The organism is Clostridioides sp. ES-S-0005-03 (assembly GCF_020658455.1).
Taxonomy (GTDB): domain Bacteria; phylum Bacillota; class Clostridia; order Peptostreptococcales; family Peptostreptococcaceae; genus Clostridioides.
Map to the genome: position 1 here is coordinate 406,226 of NZ_JACVWI010000002.1, position 24,276 is coordinate 430,501.

20 protein-coding genes and 1 CRISPR repeat array (1 of these 21 running past the window's edge) are annotated in these 24,276 nt (G+C 27.6%); of the genes, 1 reads left to right on the forward strand and 19 read right to left on the reverse strand.

All coding sequences use genetic code 11. From position 1 onward, the window contains the following. Positions 1 to 29 precede the first annotated feature (29 nt). The 16 genes from IC218_RS10925 to IC218_RS11000 form a co-directional block, all read right to left on the reverse strand. Positions 30 to 1,238 (reverse strand): hypothetical protein, encoded by a 1,209-nt coding sequence (locus IC218_RS10925; protein WP_227433832.1) that lies wholly within the window; start codon positions 1,236 to 1,238, stop codon positions 30 to 32. 684 nt (positions 1,239 to 1,922) lie between these two features. Continuing rightward, positions 1,923 to 2,327 (reverse strand): DUF3139 domain-containing protein, encoded by a 405-nt coding sequence (locus IC218_RS10930; protein WP_227824408.1) that lies wholly within the window; start codon positions 2,325 to 2,327, stop codon positions 1,923 to 1,925. A 210-nt stretch (positions 2,328 to 2,537) separates the two neighbouring features. Beyond that, a complete protein-coding gene (locus tag IC218_RS10935) occupies positions 2,538 to 3,725 on the reverse strand; it encodes a macrolide family glycosyltransferase (protein ID WP_227824409.1) in 1,188 nt (395 codons plus the stop codon). Between the two features lie 31 nt (positions 3,726 to 3,756). Further along, entirely contained in the window at positions 3,757 to 4,182 is a 426-nt protein-coding gene (locus tag IC218_RS10940; RefSeq protein ID WP_227824410.1) for a helix-turn-helix transcriptional regulator, read from the reverse strand. A gap of 160 nt (positions 4,183 to 4,342) precedes the next feature. Beyond that, positions 4,343 to 4,708, reverse strand: coding sequence for an ArsR/SmtB family transcription factor (locus tag IC218_RS10945; protein ID WP_227433828.1), 366 nt, complete (start codon positions 4,706 to 4,708; stop codon positions 4,343 to 4,345). Between the two features lie 15 nt (positions 4,709 to 4,723). Beyond that, entirely contained in the window at positions 4,724 to 5,500 is a 777-nt protein-coding gene (locus IC218_RS10950; protein ID WP_227433827.1) for a nitroreductase family protein, read from the reverse strand. A 393-nt stretch (positions 5,501 to 5,893) separates the two neighbouring features. Beyond that, positions 5,894 to 6,343, reverse strand: coding sequence for a PTS sugar transporter subunit IIA (locus tag IC218_RS10955; protein ID WP_227824411.1), 450 nt, complete (start codon positions 6,341 to 6,343; stop codon positions 5,894 to 5,896). Continuing rightward, positions 6,333 to 8,240 carry a BglG family transcription antiterminator gene (locus IC218_RS10960; RefSeq protein WP_227824412.1) on the reverse strand — a complete coding sequence of 636 codons (1,908 nt, stop codon included), beginning with the start codon at positions 8,238 to 8,240 and terminating at the stop codon, positions 6,333 to 6,335. Before IC218_RS10960 ends, IC218_RS10955 begins: the two co-directional genes overlap by 11 nt. Positions 8,241 to 8,460: 220 nt before the next feature. Next, positions 8,461 to 10,356: a fructose-specific PTS transporter subunit EIIC gene (locus IC218_RS10965; protein WP_227824413.1), complete on the reverse strand. Its 1,896-nt coding sequence runs from the start codon at positions 10,354 to 10,356 to the stop codon at positions 8,461 to 8,463. A 24-nt stretch (positions 10,357 to 10,380) separates the two neighbouring features. Beyond that, positions 10,381 to 11,271 carry a ketose-bisphosphate aldolase gene (locus IC218_RS10970; protein WP_227824414.1) on the reverse strand — a complete coding sequence of 297 codons (891 nt, stop codon included), beginning with the start codon at positions 11,269 to 11,271 and terminating at the stop codon, positions 10,381 to 10,383. Positions 11,272 to 11,915: 644 nt separating this feature from the next. Then, complete coding sequence (locus IC218_RS10975) at positions 11,916 to 13,343, reverse strand: 6-phospho-beta-glucosidase (protein ID WP_227433822.1); 1,428 nt, start codon at positions 13,341 to 13,343, stop codon at positions 11,916 to 11,918. A 79-nt stretch (positions 13,344 to 13,422) separates the two neighbouring features. Beyond that, positions 13,423 to 15,351, reverse strand: a complete 1,929-nt coding sequence (locus IC218_RS10980) for a beta-glucoside-specific PTS transporter subunit IIABC (RefSeq protein WP_227824415.1) — start codon at positions 15,349 to 15,351, stop codon at positions 13,423 to 13,425. A 155-nt stretch (positions 15,352 to 15,506) separates the two neighbouring features. After that, positions 15,507 to 16,349: a BglG family transcription antiterminator LicT gene (gene licT / locus IC218_RS10985; RefSeq protein ID WP_227481934.1), complete on the reverse strand. Its 843-nt coding sequence runs from the start codon at positions 16,347 to 16,349 to the stop codon at positions 15,507 to 15,509. A gap of 369 nt (positions 16,350 to 16,718) precedes the next feature. Continuing rightward, positions 16,719 to 16,877: a hypothetical protein gene (locus IC218_RS10990; protein WP_227824416.1), complete on the reverse strand. Its 159-nt coding sequence runs from the start codon at positions 16,875 to 16,877 to the stop codon at positions 16,719 to 16,721. A 38-nt stretch (positions 16,878 to 16,915) separates the two neighbouring features. Next, entirely contained in the window at positions 16,916 to 17,059 is a 144-nt protein-coding gene (locus IC218_RS10995) for a hypothetical protein (RefSeq protein WP_227824417.1), read from the reverse strand. Between the two features lie 590 nt (positions 17,060 to 17,649). After that, positions 17,650 to 18,204: a helix-turn-helix domain-containing protein gene (locus tag IC218_RS11000; protein WP_227824418.1), complete on the reverse strand. Its 555-nt coding sequence runs from the start codon at positions 18,202 to 18,204 to the stop codon at positions 17,650 to 17,652. Between the two features lie 277 nt (positions 18,205 to 18,481). Between IC218_RS11000 and alr the strand changes: the two genes are divergently transcribed. After that, positions 18,482 to 19,606 (forward strand): alanine racemase, encoded by a 1,125-nt coding sequence (gene alr / locus IC218_RS11005; RefSeq protein WP_227824419.1) that lies wholly within the window; start codon positions 18,482 to 18,484, stop codon positions 19,604 to 19,606. A 731-nt stretch (positions 19,607 to 20,337) separates the two neighbouring features. Here alr and IC218_RS11010 read toward each other — a convergent pair. The 3 genes from IC218_RS11010 to IC218_RS11020 form a co-directional block, all read right to left on the reverse strand. Then, complete coding sequence (locus IC218_RS11010; protein ID WP_227824420.1) at positions 20,338 to 20,967, reverse strand: type 1 glutamine amidotransferase family protein; 630 nt, start codon at positions 20,965 to 20,967, stop codon at positions 20,338 to 20,340. Positions 20,968 to 21,043: 76 nt separating this feature from the next. After that, positions 21,044 to 22,006, reverse strand: coding sequence for a helix-turn-helix transcriptional regulator (locus tag IC218_RS11015; RefSeq protein WP_227824421.1), 963 nt, complete (start codon positions 22,004 to 22,006; stop codon positions 21,044 to 21,046). 210 nt (positions 22,007 to 22,216) lie between these two features. Continuing rightward, a complete protein-coding gene (locus IC218_RS11020; RefSeq protein WP_227824422.1) occupies positions 22,217 to 23,926 on the reverse strand; it encodes an RNA-directed DNA polymerase in 1,710 nt (569 codons plus the stop codon). Positions 23,927 to 24,232: 306 nt separating this feature from the next. Further along, a CRISPR array of direct repeats spans positions 24,233 to 24,276; the repeat unit is 29 nt (it continues 710 nt past the right edge of the window).

The window sequence follows — 24,276 nt, forward strand, 5'->3', positions numbered from 1 at the left end:
AACTTTACCTCCCATAAATCTATTTTACATTAACCAAATATAAGTGGACCTATTATACTAGCAAATGCCACTGAAGCAATAGTTACAGTAACAAATCCCCCTATAATCATTTTTGGTAATAAATAATCTGTTGCCCTTTGCTTCTCTTCTACAGTTCCTTCCATAGCATCAATACCTTCATTAGAAATTATCTGTGTTGCTGGATAAGCAAGCATACAAGTTACACCAATTGCTGCTGACATTCTTGGAGAGTATCCTAATAACTTTCCTACAATTGCAGTAAATAGTATTATGAATACAGCTCCTACAACTAGAATTCCTATAGTTGGAACAATCATTGCAAATAATGCTGTTGGAGTTACCTTAGCAAGTCCTCCAGGTAACATTAACATACATCCAAACATTATAATTCCATTAGATTGAGATTTATCTAAAATTCCCTTTTCTAAAAATCCTATTCGTGTAAAAATTAAACCTACTAACAAGCATGCTATATTTGGATTTAAATAATAATTTGCTGGAGTAAATCCTGGTATTAGAGTAGCTAATCCTACAAAGTTCCCAATCATAGCAACAAATGAAAGTTTTGCAAGATATACTAGATTGGAGGATTTCTTATTTGATTCTTCTTTAAAAATTCTCATACTTGGAAGCTTAAAATTACTCTTTGATACATCCTTTAAGAAATCTCCCCTATCTCTTTTAAATTTTAATTCTTTATTTATGCAATATGTTGTTATAGGAATACCAAAGAATTTTTGAAATGACAATACTAGGATTACAAATGCTGCAAGTTCAGGTCTATTTGCTGCTTCTGCAACCGTTGTTACAATAATACCAGCAACAGTAGAACCTGCTATTGGAGGTGCTGCTATTAAAGCATACTCTCTACCAAATAACATACTACCAACTGTGAAACAACCAACCGCTATGCCTACAATACCTACTAATGCAATTACAACTGTTTTCCATTCATGGCATAAATCCTCAAGGTTTATAAGCGTTCCCAAGTTGGTTATTAACAATGCTATACCAAAGTTACTCATTGCAGCTAATATCCCTGATGCTCCTGTAACGTCTTTTGGAAGAATATTTGTCCAAAAGCCTAATAAAAATATAATACATACAAATAGCAATGTTGAAATTGCACCTTTTGTTTTCTTAGATAAAAACTCACTAAAAGCATAAATCATTACACATACAGTAAAGCAAGTAAGCGGATTCCAAAAATTTTCCATTGTTGTTTCCTCCTAAATATAATAATTTTTATCAATAAAACAATAATTATAAAGTGTGTATTCTGTAGTTATTCTCAACTACATATAGCACAATTTGATATTTTTTGATGATATTTTATACGTCTCAAATTATTCCTAAAATACCTAATATAAATTAATAACATATCCATTAATATTGTTAAGAGATACCTTATTTTAACTATTTCTTTTAAGTCTTCTTTAGGTGCAAACTTGTATTTGCTAATGCCTCCCCTCTTTAAGTTAGACTATATCTAGCGACTTTAGAAATCGTATTCCTAGCAATAACAATTATTTGTCATATTAAATAAATGATAAACTATATGTCTATAGTAGTCCTAAATTATTCTTAAATTAGTAAAAAAAAATAAATTTACTAAAATAAGGTCACTAGTTTTTATTTTGTCAAACTATTCTTGATATAAATTATAATTTCAAACTTTACTTTTGTCAATATATTCTGACAATAAATTACAAGTTTATAGTTTTAGAATTATTCTTAATCTTCTTATATCACCATGTACTTTATACTTAAATGATTATCATTCAGAAGTTATTCTAGAAGATTCCTACTATATATTACTTTTTATACAATATACTTTTTTAAGATTGAATATAATGTTATGTATCTATTTTTCAATAAAAATACTCCTATTTTATCATGAGCTATTTATCCAACATGCCTTTAAGATAAATTGGTGGATACTTTACACCTTTTAATTCTTCATTGCTTTTTAAAAGTTTATTATTATTTTCCATATCATAAATTTGTAACATTACTTTATTTACATATAGAGCATAATAATCATCACTATAAAAATATTGATATTCATATTGAGGGTCATCTTTGTAATATACTCTATATAGTATTCCTTTGTAGCTTGCTTTCTTTGCTTTTTCTCTTGTAATACTCTTTATATTATCTTTTGAAATATCTTGCTTTACCATATACTTGTTAATATATATTTCAGCCTCCTTCCATGGTTTAATGTAGTTTTTATACACAACAAACCCTGTTACACTTATAATACTTATAATTAATACTCCTAAAATAACTTTATACTTTTTCATATTAATCCTCCCTACTTCAATCTAAATTTTTTTCAGTTCTAATGTTAAAAACTTGATATAATATACTAAAAAAGAGATGTTATATTTTTTTATTAAAATATAACATCTCTCATATTTAGTATCAATATATATGCCCCAACTGGTAGGTTAAGTGACCCCACTGTCAGTATTTTGATTAAGTGGTATGTATTGTCCATTTTAACCAATTTACTATATTTTAATTGCTCTACTATCACATATAAACTGTAATATCACATCTGCTGCTTTTTTTGAACCTCCTGCATTATAAAAACTTTTTGATAGTTTAGTTGCATTTTCTTTGTATTCATTATCATTCATAACTTGAAATACTGCATCTTTAATATCTTTTGATTTATTTTCTTTTAACATGAGCCCTGCGCCCAAATAAGTAACTCTATTAGCTACCATTCTCTGCTCCGAATGTTGTGGAAATAATACCATAGGTACTCCATAATATAAACTTTCATTAACACTATTCATCCCACAATGAGTAATAAACACATCAGTTTCTTGAAGTACAGTAGTCTGTTTGACACTATTTTTAACTTCAAAATTATTTGGTATATGTCCTAAACTTTTAATATCAGTATCACTACCAACAGACATAATTACATCAACCTCATAATCTTCAAATGCATTTATACAGTTTTTATAAAAGTTAATATTTTTATTATTAATTGTACCAAGTGAAATATATATTAGCTTTTTCTTTCTCTCTTTGGATCCAATAATTACCTTTGATACTGATGGCCCTACAAATGAATATTTACTAGAAAAAGTTTCTACCATTGGTTGAAATTCTTTTGATGTATATACAATAGTATTCGTATCATCATCATTAGAAACTATAGAAATAAAGTTTTTTACCTCATATCCTTTTCTTCGTAAAAGCTTTATTTTTTTATTAATGCGTCTCATACCAAAAACCATACGTATAATTTCTATAAAGCTTTGTTTCATCATCTTCGCTGTATGTTTATTAATCGCGAAAGTTGTTGTAGAACATATATATGGAATATTAAGTTTTTGTGCAAATAATTTTCCCCAAAAACTTAGTGAATCTGATACAATACAATCTGGATTAAATTCTTTAAGTTCTCTACAAACTTTTTCATCTAAAGATATGGTAGTATCTACTATCATCTCAATTAACCCAGAAAAATCTTTACCAATTTTTTTCTCATCTCCAGGACGTAATTCTGGAAGATATTTATCACAACAAATAAATTTTGCTCCAGCACCTTCAATTTTATCTTTAAATTCATTAAAAGAATAGTACAATACCTCATTCCTTCTATCTACCAATTCACGAACTACTTCAACGGTAGGATTGGTGTGACCATATGCAGGAATACTGAAAAATACTATTTTACCCATATTTTATCCATCCTTTTATAATTTTTTTAAATTACTCTTCTTTACTTATTACCCCCATATGACCTATAAAATTTATCAAATCACGTTGATGAACAATTCCTAATCCTCTTTCTTCATCTCCTAGTATCAATAATTTGTCCCCTGAGTTTGTATTAAATACATCCCTTGCTTCTTTTGGAATAACAATCTGACCACGTTCACCAACTACGACAGCTCCAAAGAAAAATTTTCCTGTAGGTGGTACTATAATCCCTGATTTTTCTTCAGAATGATTAACTAAATCATCTAATCTGACATTATACAATTTTGCAAGTTTAATACAACTATCTATATCAGGAGTAGATTCTCCATTTTCCCATTTTGCTACTGATTGTCTAGAAACATTAAGTTTCTCAGCTAATTCTTCTTGTGTGTACTGGTGAATTTTTCTTAGTCTTTTCAAATTCGTATTAATCATATTTTTCATACCTCCTATGTTTATAGTATTAGATTTATTACTTAAATTCTATCAACTAATCTTAACATTCATGTATATATTTTTATACATAAAAAAGAGCTATCACAGAACAAATTTAATTTATTCATGCGACAACCCCTTTTTGCTAAATCACTTTACTTTACTCACCTTTTCTTACATCATCTTCACCAATATGTTGTATTCCAACAAATATAAGATTTATTAGCTCTGTTAGTGATTTCCATTGTGATTTTTTTGAATCAAGATAATAATAATTTCTAGTTCCTTCTCTACGTACATTAACAATTTCTGCTTCTTTCAATATTTTAAGATGATGAGATACAGCAGGACGAGAAAGATGTGTTTTTTCTGTAATTTCTCCTACTCGTATACCATTGAAGTCACTTTCTAGGAGTGTTATTAAAATTAACTGTCTAGTTTCATCTCCCATAGCAGAAATAGCTTTACGACATTCTTTAAATTTAGATGTTATTTCTTGTATTCTTTGCTGACATTCTTTTTCCATAAACTCCTCCATACCTTATAAGTATCTAACACTTGCTGGTTCTTTTTGTGCAGTACGTCTATATTTAACATCTGGATATCCAATCACTAGTGTCATAAGTACATGATTCCTGTGTTTTAGACCTAAAAGTTTTTTTAACTTTGGTGAATTATTTGCTACATCTGAAAAATATCCACTAAATAAAACCCCCAGACCATAAGATTCTGCCATTAGTGCCATATTAGATGCTGCAAGTGAACCACTAATCTTATCTTTTGTTACTATCATTATTGCAATAGGAGCATGCTTGAAGAAAAAGTTATCATCAACCTCAACTTCCTTTGAATATTTAACAGCAATATTTGCAATAGGTTTTATTTTTCTAAAAAATCTCACTGCTTCCTTTTCATATATTGCTTTTTTATTGTCTAAAACAATATATGATACATCTTGTGAATTTTTAGCACTAGGTGTGTATCTACCTGCTTCAATAATTTGCTTTACAATTTCTGAAGAAACTTCTTTATCTTTAAATTTCCGGATACTTCTTCTAGATTTAATTGCCATTAGTAATTCATCTGAGTCTAAGTTTGGCTTATTTGTAAGTTCTATTGGTGGTTCATCAAACCCTGTAAGTGTAATAGCTTCTTTGGGACAGATTGCTGCACAGTGTCCACACATTAGACAATCTTGCTTTTTAATTACTGATTTTTTATTTTCTATAATTATATTATTTACTGGACAATCATTTTTACAAAGTCCACATCCAATACAAAGGTCTTTATTAACTTCAATTATATGTTGATATTTCATATACATTCATCTACCTTTCGTTCATTAGTTTAAACTATTATAACACGAAGATGTTTTTTATATTCATTGGTAAAGAATTTGATTACCATTAAATTTTTAATACCTCTATTACACAAGTTTTTCATAGATTTTAAAGTATTATAGGTTTTGTATAATAAAAAAGACAAGCTTGAAATTTAAGCTTGTCTTTTTTATCTCTTACTATAAAATAAACCCTCTCTTCCTTTTTAGCAAATCTCTCCATGAATCCTGCTACATTATTATCAACTAATAACTTTCCTTTGTTTAATCCTAATAACTCATATCAATAATTTGGCACATGTTTAGAATCGGTAACGATGATAACACATTTTTCATTCCAAAATAAATTCAAATTTATAGTTTATACAATATCTATGCTTCATAAAATACACCTACTATTTCTTTTTTGGTATGTGCACTTAAAAGCCTTTCACTTATATCTTTACCACCTAAAATATAAGCTATTTTAGATATTAACATTATATCTTCTTTACCTTCAGATTGTGGCATAGCAAACATAATTACTAATTTTACAGGCAAGCCATCTATACTTGGCCAATCTACACCTTCTCTAGATTTACCTATTACCACAGATGCTTTCTTTACATACTTTGTTTTTCCATGTGGCATAGCCATTTGATAACCTATACTTGTAGAGCCCATTTTCTCTCTATGCTTTAGTGCCTTTATAAACTTACTTTTTGAAGTTATACTTCCTTTATCATATAATTTATCTACTAATTCTTGTATTATACCTTCTTTTGTAGTTGATTTTAAGTCTAAAATAACACTTTCTTCGCTTAATATTTCTCTAATTTCCATTTATTTTCTCCAGTACATTGTTATCAAATAATATTTTAATATCCTCTTCTCTTTCGCAATCTATTATATAATTTATATAGTTCTTTTGCCTATATAGATTTGATACTTCAATCAGAATATGTTTTAAAAAACTATGATTACTAGTTTCTAAGTAAAGGTCAATCGTTCTATTAATATTATCGACATTCATTATTCCCTTATTTACTTTACTTTGATTGCATATATATATATTTAAATCTTTTCCTAATGCAATAGATTCATACTTACTGCTTAAATTCATACCTATTAAACTTCTCATCTGGCTTACATCAAAATTAAAATATATATTATCTTTTAAATATACTCCTAATAAGTTTGTATCTAAGTCCATACTTTTTCTAGGTTTATTAAGTAAAGCATTTTTTATATTATTAATATCACTTTCCATTAATAGTACTGATACAACTATATGTGATTTCTCTTTCAAATCTAAATTTACAGTAGATATTACAAAATCTACATCATCCAAATTTCGCTTATTCAACTGATGCATGGGAATTATATCAACTATAGTCCATTCAGGAAATTCTCTTTTTAATCTAGCAGCAAGAAGCTGAGATGTTCCATATCCTGTATTACAAACTACTATTACTCTTTTACTACTCATATTTCTTTCTATAGCTGCTTGAAAATATGTAGCAATATACGAAACTTCATCTATACTAATATTCTTCAGATTATAATGCTCTGTCATAATATTTATAGTCATCATGCATAACCCCAATACCTCAGAAAATCGCTCTTGTATCTCTTCTAATAATGGGTTTTTTATTTGGATATCATATCTTAATCTGTTTAACATGTGTCTTACATGAGATGTCAGACTTTTTTGCAGTAGTTCATCATCTTTAAGATTTATATTTAAAAACTGTGACATATTCTCTATCATTATAGATGATATTTTTTCACTATCACTTAATATATCTGATTCATCATTGCAACGCTTATTGCTTTCGCTACTAAATCCAGATGATACTAAATATATATATATATATTTAATTTCATCTTTAGTTATTTTTACTCTGTATCTATTTTCTATTTTACCTATAAGTGTAGTGACCTTTTGATATACTAACTCATCCAAATTACATATAGAGACTTCCTTTTCTTCCTGAAAATCTATTTGATTACCTTCTTCAACTCTCTTTAAGCATATAAGTATATGTGTAATTAAATTTATATAGTAGGGCTGACTTATAACATATCCTAAATTATCTTCTAATTCTGTAATTATAGTTTCTACAAATATGATAGAATCAATATCAAATAAATTTATCAATGCACTAAATGTAGCAGAATCTAATCTGGTTAACTCAGATATATCGTGCTGTTCATAATTTTCATCTAATAAATCATCTACCATCTTAGCAATCGATTTCCTTATATCTACTTCTTTACCTATAATTTTAGTTCCCTCTAAGGTTTTATTAAGTTTTAAATTATATTCTTTTATCCATTCCTCTATATATTTAAAATCATTTACTATAGAAGTTTTACTTACATAATATTTATCCGATAACTGATTTATTGAAGTTATATTATTTGAATTTAATAATAGATATTTTAAAATTTCCATTCTTCTTTGCTCTACTGATAAAGACTTATTTCCCTTTGGTTGTATATTTAAACTATTAATTAGGTCTATATCTTTCTTTGCTGACGCTTCTATTAATATTCCGCAACCCCTTTTTATATCAATTTTTATATCGAAAGTTTCTAAATATATCTCAATCATCTTCAAATCTTTTTGTAATGTTTTATCTGATACATTTAATTTATCTTTAAAGTATTTTATAGGTCTATATTCACTTTCATTTAATATCAATTTAAGAAATTCAATTTGCCTTGATGCAAGCATACTTATGCCCCCTACCCATTTTTTGATATTTCTATTAATTACTATTTTAGCATATTTAATAACTATGTAAAAATACTAAAATACTTCTGTATCATAAAAGAATTTATGATACACTTTACAAAATCGATATAATATAGGATATAATTTTAAAATAAAAAATAAGGATATTGAGAGGTTGCTAACTACTTCCAATATCCTTATTTTAGCTCTTATTTATAATTTAAGCACCAAGTACTTCAACTTCACCACTTCCACTCTTTATAGTAGGCTTTGTTATTCCTATAATTAAAGTTGTTATTACTGTGCCAGCTAATATACAAGCTATATACGCAACTGGTGCACTACATGCAAATGGTATTACAAATATTCCTCCATGTGGTGCCATCAAGGTTATATCTAAACTCATACATATTGCCCCACCTATACAAGAACCAATTATGTTTGCCGGAATCATTCTTAACGGATCTGCAGCTGCAAAGGGTATTGCTCCTTCCGTTATAAAAGATGCTCCCATTATAGCAGTTGGTAGTGCTGACTTTCTTTCTTCTTTAGTAAACTTATTTTTAAATATTAACATGGCTAATGCTATTGCTAATGGAGGTACCATTCCACCCACCATTAATGCTGCTGATGGTTCAAATACATTACTAGAAAACATAGCTAATCCAAATGCAGAAGCTGTTTTATTAATAGGTCCTCCCATATCTGATGCCATCATTCCTGCTAATATTGCACCTAATAATACTTTATTAGTTCCAGACATACTTTGTAACCAGGACTGTAAAGCTTCATTTAACCATGATGCTGGTGTATTAACTACGAAGAACATTATAGCTCCACTTGTGAATGCAATCAGCAGTGGACATATCAGTACAGCATTTACCCCTTTTAATACATCTGGTAAGTTTTCTGTTATCTTCATTACTCCTAAAGCTATATATCCAGTTGCAAATCCTGCTACCATACCTCCTAGGAATCCTGAACCTCCAATAACTGCCATAAAACCAGCTATCATAGCAGGAGCAAAACCTTGTCTTCCTGCAATTGATTTAGCTATAAAACCAGCAAGTATTGGTATGAATAACTTAAATGCTGAATCGCCTCCAAGTTGTCCAAAGAATCCAGCTATAGGATTGTATGTTTCATGAGTTGGGTCTGATGCAAATATACCAAACATAAATGCTATAGCTATACCAATCCCACCTATTACTACAAATGGAATCATTTCAGATACACCATTCATTAAGTGCTTATAAATACCTTTTTTCTCTGACCCTTGAAGTATTTCTTTTGAATCTTCTAAAGTTTTTCCACCTGGCTTAATTTCTTTAGCCATTCCATTTTCAGCATTTATAATTAAATTTTTGGCTAATGAAACATTCTTAGCATCTGCTACTTTCTTTTGTAATACTTTCTTTCCTATAAATCTACTTGTTTGAACTTCTCTATCACAAGCTATTATTACGTATTCAGCTCTTTTTATATCTTCTTTAGTTAACTTATTTTCTACACCTATGGCTCCATGTGTTTCTATTTTAACTTCATATCCAAGTTCTTGACCTGCTTCTTCTAACGCTTTTTTTGCCATAAAAGTATGAGCTATACCTGTTGGACATCCTGTTATTCCAACTATAAGACCTTTATTTTGATTATTACTTGAATCTCCTGATTCTACAGCTTTATAATTAAATATATCTAATATTTCATATGGAGTTTCTGCACTTAGTAGGTTCTTAATAAGATTTTCATCCATTAAATATGTAGCTAGTTTAGATATAATCTTAAGATGCTCGTCTAAACCTGACTCTGGAACTGCTATCATAAAAAATGACCTAAGTTTTTGACCATCATTATCCGTGATATCCTTATCTGTTCTTAAATACATCATTACAGGTCGCTTTACTGTACTTGACTTAGCATGAGGGATAGCTATTAAATTTCCCATGTTAGTTGGTGATTCTTTTTCACGTTTATTAATATCAATTATAAACTTTTCTTTATCATTTATATAATTTCCATGATACAAATGATTTGCCATATAATCAATTACATCTTTTTTAGTTTGTAATTGTTTATCTAATACAATACAATCACTACGTAATATTTTATCTACCATAAATTCGCCCCTCCCTTTAATTTGTTATCCAATCACTGATTCTTCTTTTGGTGAAAAGCATTTTAATTTATCTATGTCATTGAATAAATTCATTTTAAATTCTATAACTTCCCTTGCAGCTTCTATACATTGTGGATATATAGCATCTGGTTCATATAAACTTGGATTTTGTTCTAATACTTCTCTGCACTTCTTATAATACGCTGATTTAACATCACTTGAAATATTTACTTTACAAACTCCTAGTTTAACTGCTTGTGCTATTTCTTCATCTGGATTTGACGATCCGCCATGAAGAACTAAAGGTATATCTACTACTTCTTTTATTTCTTTTAATAAATCTAATTTAAGCTCTGGTTTAAACCCTTTTGGATATATACCATGTGCTGTACCAATTGCAATGGCTAATGTGTCTACACCTGTTTTTTCAACAAAATCCCTAGCTAATTGTGGATTTGTATATATTATTTCATCAGAACCACCTTCTCCTGATGTTCCAGTTGTTCCTATTGTTCCAAGTTCTCCTTCTACAGATATATTTAATCCTTTTGCAATTTCTACTACTGCCCTAGATATTGTTACATTTTCTTCATATGATAAATGTGAGCCATCAATCATTACTGATGTAAATCCACATCTTATAGCTCTTAATATTTGACTTTTATTTGCTCCATGATCTAAATGTATTACCATAGGTACCTTACTCTTATGTGCTTCTTCTATACAACTAGCTACAAAGCTATCTTCTAGGAAACTTAACTCATTTGGGTGTATTGCAAGTATTACTGGTGCATTTTTTTCATTAGCACTCTGTACTACTGCTTTAAGTATTTGCCCACTCCCTATATTAAATGCTGGTACTGCAAATTGATTTTCTTGTGCTACTTTTAACATTTCCTTCATATTTATTAACATATTATACCTCCTGATATTTTAAATTTTAGTTTTGATTTGTTTGTGATTTATTTTGTTGTTGTTATATTTAAATAATATCAGGATAATAAAAGTTCGAAAATGACAATAGTTTTCCTTTTGAAAAAGGAACTTTTATTATACATTCTGAGTTCCTTTTCACTAAATAATTTTTAGAAGTCTATATCATAGTTAATTGCAAAGACTCTTTTAAAAAAACTATTCCATTAGATGATAAATTCCATTCTCTATACTCAATAAGCTCAAAAGCAGACTCCAGTAATTGCGATTGTTTTATAAGTATTCATTTAAACTCTACAACAGGTAGTATCTTCATGGATTATAGAAATAATTTTTAAAATGGTAAAAGTGTAATAGTATATGGTCATCATTTGAGAAATAAAACTATGTTTGGTGAGCTATTTAATTTTAAAGATACTCGTACCATAGTGCATGCTATATTAGTATCAAAAATATTAAAAAGAAGTTGTCTCAAAATTGATTTTTTCTAATCAAACTTTAAGTTCAACTTCCTTTTTGGATTTTTATATATTATTTTTTATTATTTCTTTTTTAATTATCTTAAATTTTGATGGTAGGTAAAATAGAAAAAATCATACATATCATTAGTTTTATATTCTTCTTCCCTAATCTAAATCTTCACCATTTGAAGCAATTACTTTCTTATACCATTCAAAACTTTTCTTTTTCGTTCTTCTCAAACTTCCATTACCAATATTATCTCTGTCTACATATATAAATCCATAACGCTTTTCCATTTCACCTGTACCAGCACTTACTAAATCAATAGGCCCCCATGTAGTATAACCTAATAAATCTACACCATCTATAGAAACTGCATCGTACATAGCTTTTATATGCTCTCTTAAATAATCAATTCTGTAATCATCTTCTACATAGCCATTTTCATCAGCTATATCTTTTGCACCTAATCCATTTTCTACAATAAATAATGGCTTTTCATATCTATCATATACATGATTTAATGTAATTCTTAGACCTAGTGGGTCAATTGGCCATCCCCATTGGCTGTATGAAAGATATGGATTTTTAGCAGATGTAAATATATTTCCTTCAGCTACATCATCTGAGTTTTCATCAGTTCTAACACAACGGCTGTTGTAATATGAGAATGAAATAAAATCTACTGTATATTTATTCAATAATTCAATATCACCAATCTCCATTTCTGGTGTAATACCCTTTTGTTCCATATATTTTAATGCATAATTAGGATATTTTCCTCTAGATTGCACGTCTACAAAGAAATAATTTTCTCTATCTAACTTCGTAGCTTCCCATACATCATTAGGATTGCAACTATAAGGATATACACTTCCAGCCGCAAACATACATCCAACTAAGTTATTTGCATCAACTTCATGTGCTATTTTAGTTGCAACTGCACTAGCTACAAGTTCATGGTGAGCAGCCTGATATTTTATCTTTTCAACATCTTCTCCTTCCTCAAAACAAATACCAGCACCCATAAATGGAGCATGTAAAATCATATTTATTTCATTAAAAGTTAACCAATACTTCACTAATCCTTTATATCTTCTAAAGATAACATTACATAGTTTCTCATAAAAACCTATCATTTTACGATTACGCCATGCACCATACTTTTCAATCAAATGCATTGGACAATCAAAATGTGTAATAGTAACTAGTGGCTCTATTTCATATTTTTTACATTCTTTAAATATATTTTCGTAAAACTGAAGCCCCTTTTCATTTGGTGTTTCTTCGTCACCTTTTGGGAATATTCTACTCCATGCAATACTCATTCTATATACTTTAAATCCCATTTCACCAAATAACTTTATATCTTCTTTATAATTATGGTACATATCAATACCAGTTTGAGCTGGATAATAATGCTCATCATCAAAATCAAACATTTTTAATTTTCCTGTAATAACTGCTGTTCTATCTTTTCCTGTTGGACATACATCTACATTTGCTAGACCTCTTTCATCTTCATTATATCCACCTTCACATTGATTAGCTGCAGTAGCTCCTCCCCATAAAAAATCTTTTTTAAAACTCATAGTTAAGCCTCCTAAAATTACAACTAAAGCATTAACTTATGCTAATGCTTTAGTCTTTTATTAATACTTTAATCTCTTCCTAAAATATAACTGTAATCAGATTATCTTCTAATTCAGCATTTTTACTTTTTGTTTCTACCACATCTAAAAATTGTGATGAATTTGTAATAACAACTGGAGTTACAACACTATATCCCGATTTCTTTATTACATCAATATCAAAGTTTAATATAGTTTGACCTTTTGTAATCCTATCACCTTGCTTTATACATGCCTCAAAACCTCTTCCTTCTAACTGAATAGTATTTAATCCAATATGAATAAGCACTTCAACACCTTCATCTGAGAGAATTCCTATAGCATGTAAACTTGGGAATAAAGTTGTAACCACTCCATCTACTGGCGCAACTACCTTTCCATCACTAGGTATTATTGCTACACCTTGACCTAGTACACCAGATGCAAATGCCGCATCCTCTATATCACTTAAATTTAATACTTCACCTTTTATAGGGCTTACTACTATTTCTTTTTCTAATTTAGTAGACTTAACTTCTTTTGTTTCTTCTTTTATTTCCTCTTTTCCCTTATCTTTTGCTTCCTCTTTCTTGTCTTTATATAACACCATAGTTAATACAAAAGCTACAACCATTGATATAGCTATACCAGAAAGAGCTACTATTAAGTTACCCGTTCCCCCATCTGGTTCAATCATTGCTGGAAGTTCGAATATTCCCATCCCTCCAGTTATAAACTTTCTAAGATTAAAGAATCCATAGAAAGCTCCTCCAATACCACTAGCAATACAACTTATTATAAATGGTTTCTTTAAAGGTAATAATATTCCATAAATTGCTGGTTCTGTAACTCCAAATATACCAGATATAAAGTTTGGTATTGCCATCTCTTTTAATTTCTTATCTTTAGTCTTAAAGAATATCGCTAATACAACTGCTGAACTTGCAAATGTACAAGCAAAGAATGGCATCATAACATTATCGTATCCTAAAGTCATAACATTGTTTATATATACAGGAATGAATCCCCAGTGCATACCAAAAATAACAAGAATTTGCCAAGTGAACCCTACTATAGCACCTGCTAATAGTGGACTAAAATCTCTTATCGAAATTACAATTTGCGAAATAAGTGTAGAGCCAAATGTTGCTATAGGACCTATAACTATAAGTGCAACAGGTATTGCTACCAATAATGTAAGCATTGGTACAAAGAAAAACTTAACTAAGTCTGGAACAATCTTGTTAAATAATTTTTCACACTTAGATGCAAAATACACTATAAATATAATTGGTACAACTGTTCCAGTGTAATCCATTGATATTATTGGTAATCCAAAGAAATCAATATATACTGGTGATGCAAACATTGTTCCTTTAAATAAAGTATACATTGCATCTGTACCTGCGGATATACTGCTACCTTGTATGGCAGGATAACACATTGCAGCTCCTAGTGCTAATCCCAACATTGGTTTTAGACCAAATTTTTTAGCTGAAGTATATCCTAAAAATAAAGGAAGGAATATAAATAATGCATCTCCTGCTGCATTTATTACCATATATCCACCAGACACATTACTATATAATCCCATTGCTACAAATAAAGCATTAAATCCTTTTAACATACCACAGGCTGCCATTATTCCTAGTACTGGCTGAAAAATTCCTGATATTATATCTATACATTTATCCAACATACTACCAGACTTTTTCGTTTCCGAATTTGCACTTGAGTCATCTAAGCCAATTATTTCAACTACATCTTTATAGACAGCTTCAACATGATTTCCTATAACTACTTGATATTGCCCTCCACTTTTCATTACAGTAACAATACCTTCCATATTTTTCAACACATCGTCATTTGCTATACTTTCATCTTTTAATGTAAAACGTAGTCTTGTAATACAGTGTACTAATCCACTAATATTTTCTTTTCCACCAACATTTTTTACTATGTCTTGTGCTAATTGTTTGTATTTTCCCATTTTTTCCTCCATATTTCTTTTAAATTAATTTTTTGAAATTTGAAGGTTTGGCCAACTCAATGTTACCATCCAACCATAGGTATAGTTTTGTTAGTATCACTCCTTTCAATAACCCTTACTATATACTGCCTATATACTGCTGAAAAATTATCAACTTACATATTTGAATCTTTAACTACTTTAGCTAAATGTATTGTTAAATATATAAGTTCATCATCTGTTAATATGTAGTTATATTGTTTTTTAATAAAATTGTTAATTTTAACTACACATTCAAACTCTTTATTATATTTAGACCTAATAATAATTAATAAGTCTTTATCTGTCTCACCTTCATGTACACTATTTGAAAGTAATCTCTGTGCAAAAAATTTCAGATGCATTATAAATCTATAATAAAATACTGATTCCTCATGAAATTCTATCCTAAAATGATATCTAACTATACTAAGTACTTCTTGTATTAACTTTGTAATATCAGATGCCAAAGTATGACCTTCACTTAACTGAGCATTTACTATATGAAAAGCTATAAATCCAGCTTCATCTTCAGGTAATTTTACACCTGTTTTGCTTTCAATAATATCTAGCGCTTTCATTCCAATTTCAAACTCTTCTTTATAGAACTTTTTAGTTTCCCAAAGTATTGCATTCTTTACGTTTATTCCTTCTTTCATTCTTTGAATTGCAGAATATGTATGGTCACTTAATGATATATAAATACTTTCATTTAACTTCTTGTTTAACTTTATTTGTGCATACTCTATAATTTCACTTGATAATTTCATGTGCTCCATAGGAATATTATTAAGTAATTCCTGCAACTTATTTGATATTTCTTTATTTGATATTCTAAATACTTTATTTACTTTAGTTTTATCTATTAAATCGCCTTTTGATTTTTGATATCCAATGCCTCTGCCCATGACAATAATTTCTTCATCATTGCCATCTAATGTAATTACAACATTATTATTTAATATCTTATTAATTATCATGATTATCCTCCTTTTGAGCATAAAAAAAGCTTATCCATAATAATGGGCACAATCCTTCCTAGGATACTGCTATTATTAATGAATAAGCTTAGCTTGTACTTAAACAATTACTACCTAATTCCAATTATTATGATAAAACATTAGATATATTTTGTCAACGTTTTCTTTCAATGTATTTTATAATGACAGTACACGCTCTACCCATAATCAAATTTATGGAGATATTAATAATCGACTTTTGTATTTCTTCACAAGTAAATGAAATGTCTCTACAGTCTATCCATGCCAAATATATGCTTTATGGCTTTGTAAATTTAATATATTCAAAATTCTCTTTTATAAACTATGACACATAACTTAAGTTATTATCTATTTATTCATAATTCTTAATCCATAGTGAGATTTTCTTTCTAGATTAAGATTGTTTTTTTCTAAATAAGAATCAATATCTTTTTTATATCCTTTTACTACTAACCTACTTGCCCTTAATATTTCTAGTATCTTGTATATAGTTATATTAACCTCCATTTAAGATAATACATGAGATTATACTTTCAACGTTTGACTTAGGTTGGTCTAGATACTTTAGATAAATATGAAAAATCATTTTGTAGTGTTCTTTTGGAGGCAGAATACTTATCTATGAAATATGCTATAGATAGATATTTATTTGTGTTTTCTAAATCATTTATAATATTTAATATTCGCATTCTTACACCTCCCTATTATTTATTCTTACGTTCTAAAAATAATGTGAAATTATTTTGTTTTTTATTACTTGTGTAATTTAATATCCATTTGTGTAAGATGCTTATACTGTTATTATATTATCTATAGTTCAGAATAAGCATCTTTTATTGTAAATGTTTAATTATTTACTTTAAAGTCAATTTATATAGATTATTATTATACATACATTTTACACTTTTTTGTAATCTATTTTTAAATTTAAACTTAATTATTCATTAAATAATTAAATCCTCACTTAATTATGTGTATTCATTAGAATTTAGGTATTTTCTATTATTATATTTAATAACACAATAGGATATTTTTTGAAATAAAAACTAAATGATAGTTCAACCTTTTATTGTTGTTTAAATATTATGAACACAGAGATAACTATAATAAATTATTTATAGCTATTCTATTTTACTTAAAAACAAAGAGCCGCGCTTGTGCTGATAATTTAACTTATAAAAAAAGGTATTGACTATATAGCCAATACCTTTTTCTGCATGTTCCCTTTATCTAGTATTAAATCTACCATGTACTAGTTTAGACATATATTCTATGAATTTTAAAAAGACGGTGGAGTTACTGCAAATACAACCTCACAATCACAATTTCCTATATTTTCCCATTTATGACTTGAGTGTGGAAGTATTTTTACACTATCACCACAATTTAAATCAATTACATTATTCATTAAATAAAGCCTTACACTTCCTTTAATTACATAAGCAACTTCTTCCCCTCTATGGCTAAATTCTTCTTTTGAAGATGATCCTTGAGGTGGTATTTTCATAAGCATAAATTCTATTTCTCCTTTTGAGTTTGGAGTTAGTAATTCATATGCAAAGCTATCATCTTCAGAAAACATAATCTTTTTACGACTTTCCTTTCTAACAACTAAACTTTCTGTTGCTACATCATTTATAAAAAAATTAAATAGCGGTATATCTAAGGCACTAGAAATTTGTTTTAATGTATTAATAGACGGATTAGCACTTCCTTTTTCTATCTGACTAAGCAAAGATGAAGTAACACCTGTTAAATTAGCTAATTCTTTAATAGTCATATTTTTTCTTTTTCTATATTCAGTAATATTTTTTGATATATCTACCTCATTCATCTATAATCTACCTCATTCATCTATAATCTACCTCATTATTATATATTTTTACTATTATATAAATTATTATATCAATCTATACTATATTACGCAATTACACAATCCAAGTAAATTTAATTATATTTACTTTTTCTAATTATAATTAAATTACATTGACTACACAAATAAAAAATGTTAGTATTAATTAAAAATTATTAATTTTAATCATATATATTTTAATATAATTTAATATACAACATAAATTATATTAACTAAAGTGAAAGTAGAGGTACATGTTATGATGAATATAAACTCAAGCACATGGGCTGAGGTAAATTTAACTAATATAAAATATAATGTAGATAACGTAAAAAAAGCTTTAACTAAAGATACTATGCTATGCTGTGTTGTAAAAGCAGATGCTTATGGACATGGAGCTATAGAAGTATCTAAGTTCTTAGATAAAGAAGAAAATGTTGATTTCTTTTCAGTAGCTCGATTAGAAGAAGGTTTAGTACTTATAAAAGCAGGTATAAAAAAACCTATTTTATGTATGGGTTATACAAATACTAATAAAATACAACATGCAATAGATAGTAACATAAGAATTACTGTATATTCTTTAGAAATGGCTATGAAAATAGATGAATTAGCTAAATTAAGCAATAAAAAAGCTTATGTACACATAAAAATTGATACTGGTATGAGCAGAATAGGTTTCTTAGTTAATGAACAATCTATATCAGAAATAAAGAAAATGTTTACTTTAGAAAATTTAGTGATAGAAGGTATTTATACTCACTTTGCAAAATCAGATGAAGAAAATAAAGAAACTACTTACAAGCAAGTAGAGAAATACAATAGAGTTATAAGTTCATTAGAACAATCTAAGTTAAATATACCAATAAAACATGTATCAAATAGTGCTGCAATTTTAGATTTAAGAGAATGTGATTTTAATATGGTTAGATTAGGAATATCTTTATATGGTTCTTATCCATCATCTGAAGTTAATAGAGATATAAAACTAAAAACAGCTTTAGAATTAAAAACTATAGTTAATAATATAAAGAATATAGAGAAAGGAACTAGTGTTAGTTATGCTGGTATATATACAGCAGATAAAGATGTTAAGATAGCTACATTATCAGTTGGTTACGCGGACGGATTCCCTAGAACACAAAAAAATCCTCAAGTATTTATAAATGGTAGATTATTAAATATAGTAGGAAGAATGTGCATGGATCAAACTATGGTTGAAATACCAAATGATCTTGATATCAAGATGGAAGATGAAGCTATCTTAATAGGTGATATAGACGGAATAAGAATAGGTGACATATCAAGTAAGGTGGGAACAATAGACCATGAAATACTTTGTTGTATAACTAAAAGGGTAAACAGAGTATATATAACAAACTAGAGCAAGTAAATAATTAATTATCTGTTAGATTAATTTTTATGATATAGATTTAAATTTTGTATTAATATTATCTGGTAATACTTTGCTTTGTTGCATCAACTTAATCTATCTAATCCACATTGCTTTATAATATTATTATTTCTTACCCTAGCTTATCTCTGAATATTTATATTTTTTATAGTATCAGTACATGTACATTAATTTACTTGTATTATTTAATCATTTCAAAATAAAAAGGTATTGACTTTCGAGCTAATACCTTTTTATGGATTTAAGCGGTGGAGACGAGTGTACAAGAATCATGCCCACGATTAACTTATCCCCAACCTTATTATAAACCTCTAATAAAAACTCACATGCATTTATTATTCTATAATATAATACAACAGAAGAAACTACAGTTTATGAGTGGTGGCTTCATATAGTCCTAGTTTCTACAGTAAGTAGGGAGGAAGGTGTATTCTGTGTAACTAATGATAAATTTTATTATAGGAGCTATTAACTCTGTTTGTATTGATTTAAGTACTAATTACATATATGATAAAGTAAAAAACCACTTATCTATTAGCTGTAGAAAAAGTGGTCTAGAATTTGAATTTAAAATTAAATTCAAGTTCACTAAAAAGTAATCTATACTAGAAACCACTGTTCTACACAATTAGATTGTAGTTTCTTTTTGTTTTATCTATAATTATATCATACTACATTAAATTTAAAAATAAACCTTAAATTTATTTATTACAATTCATTAGTTTAAAAAAATATTTTGAATCATTAGTTTTATAAAGGTTTAACCAAGAACTTAATGCTTCCTCTTTAAAAACATCTAAAACTTTTAAAACTTGTATCGTAAATTCTAAGGGTGCTATTCCTGAAGCAGTAATTAAATTTTCATCGCTAACTGCAGATTCCATTTTATAATATTTTTCTCCAGAATAACTTGGTATCATCATTTTAAGAAATTCTAAATCATTACTTGTATGATTTCTAAAATCTAGTAATCCTTTTTTAGCTAACCCTAAAGCAGCACCACAAATAGCTGCAACTATAGACCCTTGTGTGAAAGCTTCTTTAGTTTTTTCTAATATTTCTTCATGAATTTGCGATGTCCAAGTACCTCCTCCTGGTAAAATTAATACATCATTACTTTCAATATTGCACTCTTCTATTGTCATATCTGGTAACACTTTCAATCCACCCATTGTTATAATAGGATTTTTATCAATTCCTACTGTAATTACTTTTAATGGTTTTAATCCTTTTTTAAAATATCTTCCTGTATTTAATTCAGCAGTTAAATATCCAACTTCCCAATCTGACATAGTATCAAATACATACATATATACTTTTCTATTTTTCATTTTTTTCTCCTTATATGATTAATTAATATACCTTATTGTAAAATAACTTAACTGACATACTCTGTCAGTTAAGTTATTAAATTTGATAGTGATTAATTAATTCGAGTAAATTTTCAACCATTTTATCTCTAAGACTTAATGGTTCAATTATTTGTATCGATTTTCTATAAGGTATAAGTATGTTTGGTACATAGGTAAATATTATATCTTCTTGAAGTTTAAATATTACTTTATTTGGAGCCCTTTCTTTCAAATAGTATGCTAAAAACCAATGCTGACATAAGTTGTCCAATGCATTCATCCTTCCTTCTATAACTAATGTTATAAGATTATCTTCATCTTTTGTTTCATCTATAATCCCTTTTATAAAAAATTCACTTGCAGAGAATTCCTTTGGTCTACTAAAAGTATTTGATGTTTCTATGATACTACTAATTCTATCTACCCTAAAACTACGAATCTCATTTCTCATTTGACAAAATGCTACTATGTACCAATTATTATTCCAACGAACAATTCCATATGGATTTATAATCCTACATTTTGATTTTTCTTCACGACCTGTACGATAGTTGATTTCTATAGATAATTCATTTACTATACTATTTTTCAACTTTTTAAGTACAGATTCTATAGATATTTTTCCAGTGGGTTTTATTACTTCAAAACCTATTAAATGTTTTGTTAAAATTTCTTCTTGTTTTTGATTTGAATACATTTTTAACTTTGATGTTACTTTATCTAATGTGTCATCTAAGAAACATCCCTCTTCTTTAGCAAATATAGCTGCATGAAGTAGAGCAGTTTGCTCTTCTGTATCAAAAAAAAGAGGTGCTTTAATGAAGTTATTTAAAAGGCTATACCCACCATTATGACCTGTATCTGAAATTATAGGTACTCCACTAGCAGATAATGCATCAATGTATCTGTAGACAGTCCTTATATTTATTTCTAGTTTTTCAGATATTTGTTTTGCAGTAACTTTTTTATCTGAGTTTAATATCCATAATATAGACATCATATTGTCAATTTTAGCCATGAGATTCACCTCTTTATATCTGTTGTATAAAGTTATTATATAACATTTTGATTGATTTTCTACAAATAAAAAAATATCAGCAAGTTACTAATATTTTTTGTGGATTTTAATGGTGGAGACGAATCACAAGAATTATACCCACGATTATATTTTTATATTACATTTTTCAAAGTAGATTTCAATAGTGAAAAATGTAATATTATCTAACCTTTATTTATACATGAAAAACGATATATTCTCACCTAGCAATTGCTCATAGAATTTACTTAATATAGGATTACTCCCTTCCTTTTCTTTCTGAACTTGAATTATCATTGGAGATTCAACCTTTTTTATATTTTTCTTATCAAAAAATTGAGCTCTTGTTTTACCTACCGAATATTTATTATATAAATAATCCTTATACTGTTTTTCAAATTCTAATTTCTTTTCTTTCTTTAACTTATAAAATATCTGATATTTAAATAACCAAAATTCATTATTCCATGTATATGAATTTGATAATTTAGATTCAATTGTTTCAAATAAAATATTCCAGTTTATAACTTTATTTTTTAAATATATTTCTATGCCTATTATTGAGCTAAAATCATCTTGTGTTCTAATAATTTCTAATAATATTGATTCATCTAATATATATCCAATATCTAGTTTGTAAATTATACTCAATATAGCCAATAATTCTTCATTATATTCTAGTTCAATATATTGATTTATATTATCACAAACCTGATTTTTCATATTACTTATACTCTTGCCTATATATCTTAATATATCTGGTTCGTTTATAACCTTTATAAAATCTAAAAAATAATTTGATATTTGAGGTCTCATCAAAACAATATTAAATAGATATTCCCATATATTACTTTTCCATGCATTTTTACTTAATTGATTATTTTCAAATGCCTGAGTAAGAGCCTTAAATAATAGCTTTAAAGATCCTTTTTTTCCTTCTTTTTCTTTTAGTATTGAATAATCTATAAAATTATAAATTATCCTTCTTTCTTTAGATATAGTTAGTGTGTCATAGTTTAACTTGGATGATTTAATATATGTAAAAAATTTATCTATATCTTCATCAACACCAAAAGGAAATATATCTATTATATTTTTATCTTTTTTTATTTTCAAATTTAATTTTTTTAATTCTTTATATAATGTATTATAAAATTCTATTTGTTCATCTTCACTATTATATGCAAGTTCAAAATCATCAACATATCGTACATAGTTAAACTTATCTAATTTCTCGTCAACTTTACACATATATATCTCAGATATTAATCTTGATGTGAATGGTCCGGTTGGTATGCCATGAGTTTCTCCGTATTGGCATCTCTGGATTAAAGAATCCAATTGATTATAGTATTTATTATCTATATGTTTATTCCTTTTAGCTACCTCTTTTCCTACTAATGCCCATGGTATTGAGTGTGTATATATACTAGGATAAAAATTTTCTATATCAGTCTTAAATATACGCCTTTTCCCTAATCTATTTTTATATCTTAATATTTTCCCCTGTAAATAGCTTTTATTATAAAATTCATTAGATAATGACTTATTACTACTATTTAAAATATCTATGTATATTGCTTTATTTATATTTATGTGTTTGCATAAAGAGATATAAGAATACATGTTAGGATACTTATATATTCTTCTTTCTTCATCATTTTTATATATAGAAAATATTATCGGTTCAGTTTCCCTCTTATAACCCGATTCAAATTTATCTAGTATTTTACCTAAGTTTTTATATAAATCATTACAATTAAATATATCTTTATGTATTGTACTCGATGAAGTGTAATTTAATTCCCTAGCGTATATCGAAGTTTTATTATTATTTTTCTTAAAATCAAAATATCCATATCTTAATAAATAATCTAATGTAAAGTATTTTTGTAGTGTCATAATTTTCCCCTAATAATTATTTTCACATCAAAAAATGTATTGATAAACTCACCAATACATTTTTCGTGGATTTCAATGGTGGAGACGAGGGGAGTCTATAAGTGGTTATTTGATTGTTTTGTTGGTTTTTATAAGTGCAGGTATATAGCTATTTAGTTATGATGTTGGAGCAATTTTTCGGTTATTTTTTATTGTTTATTTTTGTAGTTGGGGTATTATTGGGGTATAATTTTCTACTTTTCAAAATTATTGCTAATTCAATAATATAAATCAAACTCTCAGTTAAGTTTTTTAATGAATAAGTAAATTTACGACTAATTTAGTGTAATTTAAACAATACAATGATTTAG